Source organism: Novosphingobium sp. UBA1939 (assembly GCF_002336885.1).
Classification (GTDB): Bacteria; Pseudomonadota; Alphaproteobacteria; order Sphingomonadales; family Sphingomonadaceae; genus Novosphingobium.
In genome coordinates this window covers 1-3,321 of sequence record NZ_DDFB01000143.1, presented here as the reverse complement: position 1 = coordinate 3,321, position 3,321 = coordinate 1, and the positions used below count along the sequence as shown (strand labels likewise).

Below are 3,321 nucleotides of genomic sequence, written 5' to 3'. Positions count from 1 at the left end.
CGATGAAGCGGGCGTGGCTGGTGCCGGGCGCGCGGATCAGGTTGCCGGGAATGTCATAGACCCCATCGCCGGCCGTGTAGCGCCAATAGGCCATGGCGGCGATGCTGGCGGACCAGCCCTTGCCCAGCGGCGTGCTGATCCGGGGGTTGAGGCTGACGATGTTGGTCGGCCCCACGGGAGAAAGCTCGCCGAAGTACTTGCCCTTGGGGAACAGGGCGTTGAACGTGCCGAGATGATTGTCGCGCGGATTGCGGTCGCCGCTGACCACGTTGAAGCGCACGGTCACGTCGGGCGAGAGGCGGCCCAGCGGCACGGCGCGGCCCACTTCGCTGCCCAGCGTCCAGGCGGCGATCGGCTGCCCCGCAAAATTGCCGAACTGGTAGACGCCCTCGACGTTCCAGTGCCAGCCGGCGCGCGCGCCGTGGAGCCGCGCACCGATCGTGTGGCGCCGCTCGCGGCCCTGCGCGGCGCCGAAGCGGGCATCGCGGTTGTAATAGCCGAGATAGTAGAGGTCGACGCCCGGTACCGTGGCGTAAGCGCCCCACAGCGTCTTGGCGGGGGACGTGCGATCGTCGAAGTTGCCGGGGCGCGAGAGCACCGGCTTCACCGCCAGCAGGCTGAGCTGGGCCTGTCCGTGGGTAACGATGGCGCGCACGCCATCGAAGGCCAGCGGCACGTTCGGGCCATAGCGCGTGCCGACGAGCCGTTCGGTGCCGAGCGAGAGCATCTGGCGCCCGGCGCGCAGCGTGACCGGCCCCGCATCGACTTCGGCGAAGCCTTGCAGCAGGTCGATCCCGGTGCGGTCGACCGGCCCGGGGGCGGGAGCGACGCCGGCGGCATAGGCGACGATGGGCTGGGCGAACAGGCGCACCGGCCCGGCATGGAGATCGGCATAGGGCAGCGCGCGCACCCACAGGAAGCTGTCGTCGGGCGCCTGCGCGCCGCCCCACAGCGCGTTGCGGTTGTTCTCGTTGCGCAGGCGCACCTCGATGCCCGTGGACAGCCAGGCATCATCGCCCAGCGGGATGTATTTGAAGGGGCCGGTCCAGTGGTGGGCGCGCTTTGCCGCGTCGGCCAGGTCCGACCAGTCCTCGTCATAGCGCGTGATGCTCAGCGTGGGCGCCTGCCAGGCTTCGGCGGTCTGGGCGGCCGCTGGGGCGGGCCGTAGCGAGGACAGCACGGCGAGCAGCAGCGCGAGGAGGACGCGGCGCGCCATGTCACCGCGCCATGTCACCGCGCCTGTCGCGCCACCAGCGCCACCAGCACGAAGCCGCCCGCCAGCCCGAGGTGCTCGAAGAAGGCGTTGGTCGCCATGAACCGGTCCGCGCCGGCGGGCAGGGTCCAGAAGGCGTTGGCCACTATCGCGGCCAGTACCGTGAACACGCCGAGCATGCCGGCGCCCAGCCAGACGAGGCGGCCGGCAAGGATCAGCAGCGGACCGATGATCTCGACAAGAATGGTAAGAGCGGCCCATAAACCTGTGGGATATAATCCAAAATGCGCCTGCTCGGCCACCGCGCCCGGCCAGTCCGCCAGCTTGGTCACGCCGCCCAGAAGGTAGGCGCTGACCAGCAGCAGGCGGGCGATGAACCACGTTGGCGCCCAGCCGAGCAGCTGGTCCACGAAGCGGGGCGGAGCATCGGCGGCCATGTCACTGCGCCGCCGCGGCGTGGATTTCCGCGATATAGCCGCCAGGGAAGCGCACGATCGCGCTCTGGCGGGCGTTGGCGGTGAACGGGGCCACCAGCGTCTCGACACCGGCGGCCTTGGCCCGCGTCAGCGTGGCGGCCAGATCCGCCGTCTCGTAGCCGGTCATGTCGCGGCCATAGGGCCAGGGAAGCTGCCCGTCGGTGACGAAGACGACCATCTTGCCATAGCCGCTGTCGATGGCGACGCGGCGGATCGTCTTGCCGGGCTGGCCCACCTCGGCCCCCGACGCGGCGCGATTGTCCGCCGTGACCCGGCCGTGCGCGAAGCCGGTCCAGCTCGCGATGAAGCGGTCGGCGGCATCGGCCGTCAGGTAGATGCGGTTCTCGGGCACGGTGGCGAGCGGCGCGTAGCTCGGCTTGGCGGTGTGCCAGTAGAGCTGCATGTTCACGCCGCCCGGCCACTGGATCACCACGTCGCGCCCGATCGGATCGGGGAAGGCATCGAGCCGGCGCACCGCGCCATGCTTCACCGCGGAAGCGATGGCGGCGTCCATGTCGGTGACCAGATAGCCGGTGCGCTCGTCGCCGAAGGGGTAGGGGATCGGCGTCTTGAAGCCGAAGGCGGACACCGTGCCGGCGGGGGTCAGCGCAAGCTGCGACTTGGTCAGGCTCCTGGTGGGCGTGACCTGGAATTCGCCCTGCTTGCTGGTGCTGCCGCCGAAGGTGGCGACGAAGCTGGCGACGAACGTGTCGAAGGCGTCTTCGGGCACGTAGACATGGGTCGTGTCGTACTGCGGCCCCACGGCGTAGTCGGCGGCGGCGGCATCGCGCGCGAACGCTGCCGGCGTGGACAGAACCAGGCTGACAGCAGCAAGATAGGCAAGCTTTCTCATGTGATTTCTCCTGTATTCCCGGGATCAGACCGCCCAGCAGCCGCAACCGAGCGCGCCCCAGAAGGTCTGCACGTCGGCCGCCGGCACGGACGCGCCCAGCGCGGCGGCGTGATCGTGGCCATGGACGCCGCAGGCGGAGTGGCAGCCGCAGGCCGAGGCGAGCCTGGCGCGTGCCTCGGGCGTCTTGTGGTAGCCGCCGAAGGTCGCGACCGGCGACCAGTCGGGCATCGGGCGCGGCAGGGCCGGGGCGAGCGGCGCATAGTCGCCCTCGCCATGGACGACCTTGCCGCCCAGCAGCGTCAGGACCGAGCGGATGTGGACGATCGCGTGCTCGGGCACGCTGAAGTAATCGTCCGACAGCACCGCCAGATCGGCGAGTTGTTCCGCCTTGATCTGACCTTTCTTTCCCACTTCGTTGGAAAACCATGTATTTTCATGTGTCCACATCGCCAGCGCCTTCTCCCGGCTGACGCGGTTGGCACCGGGATAGAGCGTGAGCCCGCCCACCGTGCGCCCGGTGACCAGCCAGGACAGCGACACCCACGGGTTGTAGCTGGCGACGCGCGTGGCATCCGTGCCCGCGCCCACCGGGATGCCCGCGGCGATCATCTTCGTGATCGGCGGGGTGCGCTCGGCCGCCCTGGCGCCATAGCGCTCGACGAAGTATTCGCCCTGATAGGCCATGCGGTGCTGCACGGCGATGCCGCCGCCCAGCGCGGCGATGCGGTCGATATTGCGGTCGCTGATCGTCTCGGCATGGTCGAAGAACCAGTTGATCC

4 protein-coding genes are annotated in these 3,321 nt (G+C 69.7%); all 4 read right to left on the bottom strand.

The features are described 5' to 3' along the window. Positions 1–1,216: alginate export family protein (locus B3547_RS19345; protein WP_292966062.1), on the bottom strand; the 1,216-nt coding region annotated here is incomplete at its 3' end. A gap of 14 nt (positions 1,217–1,230) precedes the next feature. Continuing rightward, positions 1,231–1,650, bottom strand: a complete 420-nt coding sequence (locus B3547_RS19340) for a DoxX family protein (RefSeq protein ID WP_292966059.1) — start codon at positions 1,648–1,650, stop codon at positions 1,231–1,233. Between the two features lies 1 nt (position 1,651). Next, entirely contained in the window at positions 1,652–2,542 is an 891-nt protein-coding gene (locus B3547_RS19335) for a glyoxalase (protein WP_292966056.1), read from the bottom strand. A gap of 24 nt (positions 2,543–2,566) precedes the next feature. Next, positions 2,567–3,321, bottom strand: a 755-nt coding sequence (locus B3547_RS19330; RefSeq protein ID WP_292966053.1) for an amidohydrolase family protein, incomplete at its 5' end; no start/stop codon positions are given.

What these genes read in the sequence shown, in the direction of transcription:
- B3547_RS19335 (WP_292966056.1), bottom strand. Translation starts at nt 2,542, where the DNA reads ATGAGAAAGCTTGCCTATCTTGCTGCTGTCAGCCTGGTTCTGTCCACG.
- B3547_RS19340 (WP_292966059.1), bottom strand. Translation starts at nt 1,650, where the DNA reads ATGGCCGCCGATGCTCCGCCCCGCTTCGTGGACCAGCTGCTCGGCTGG.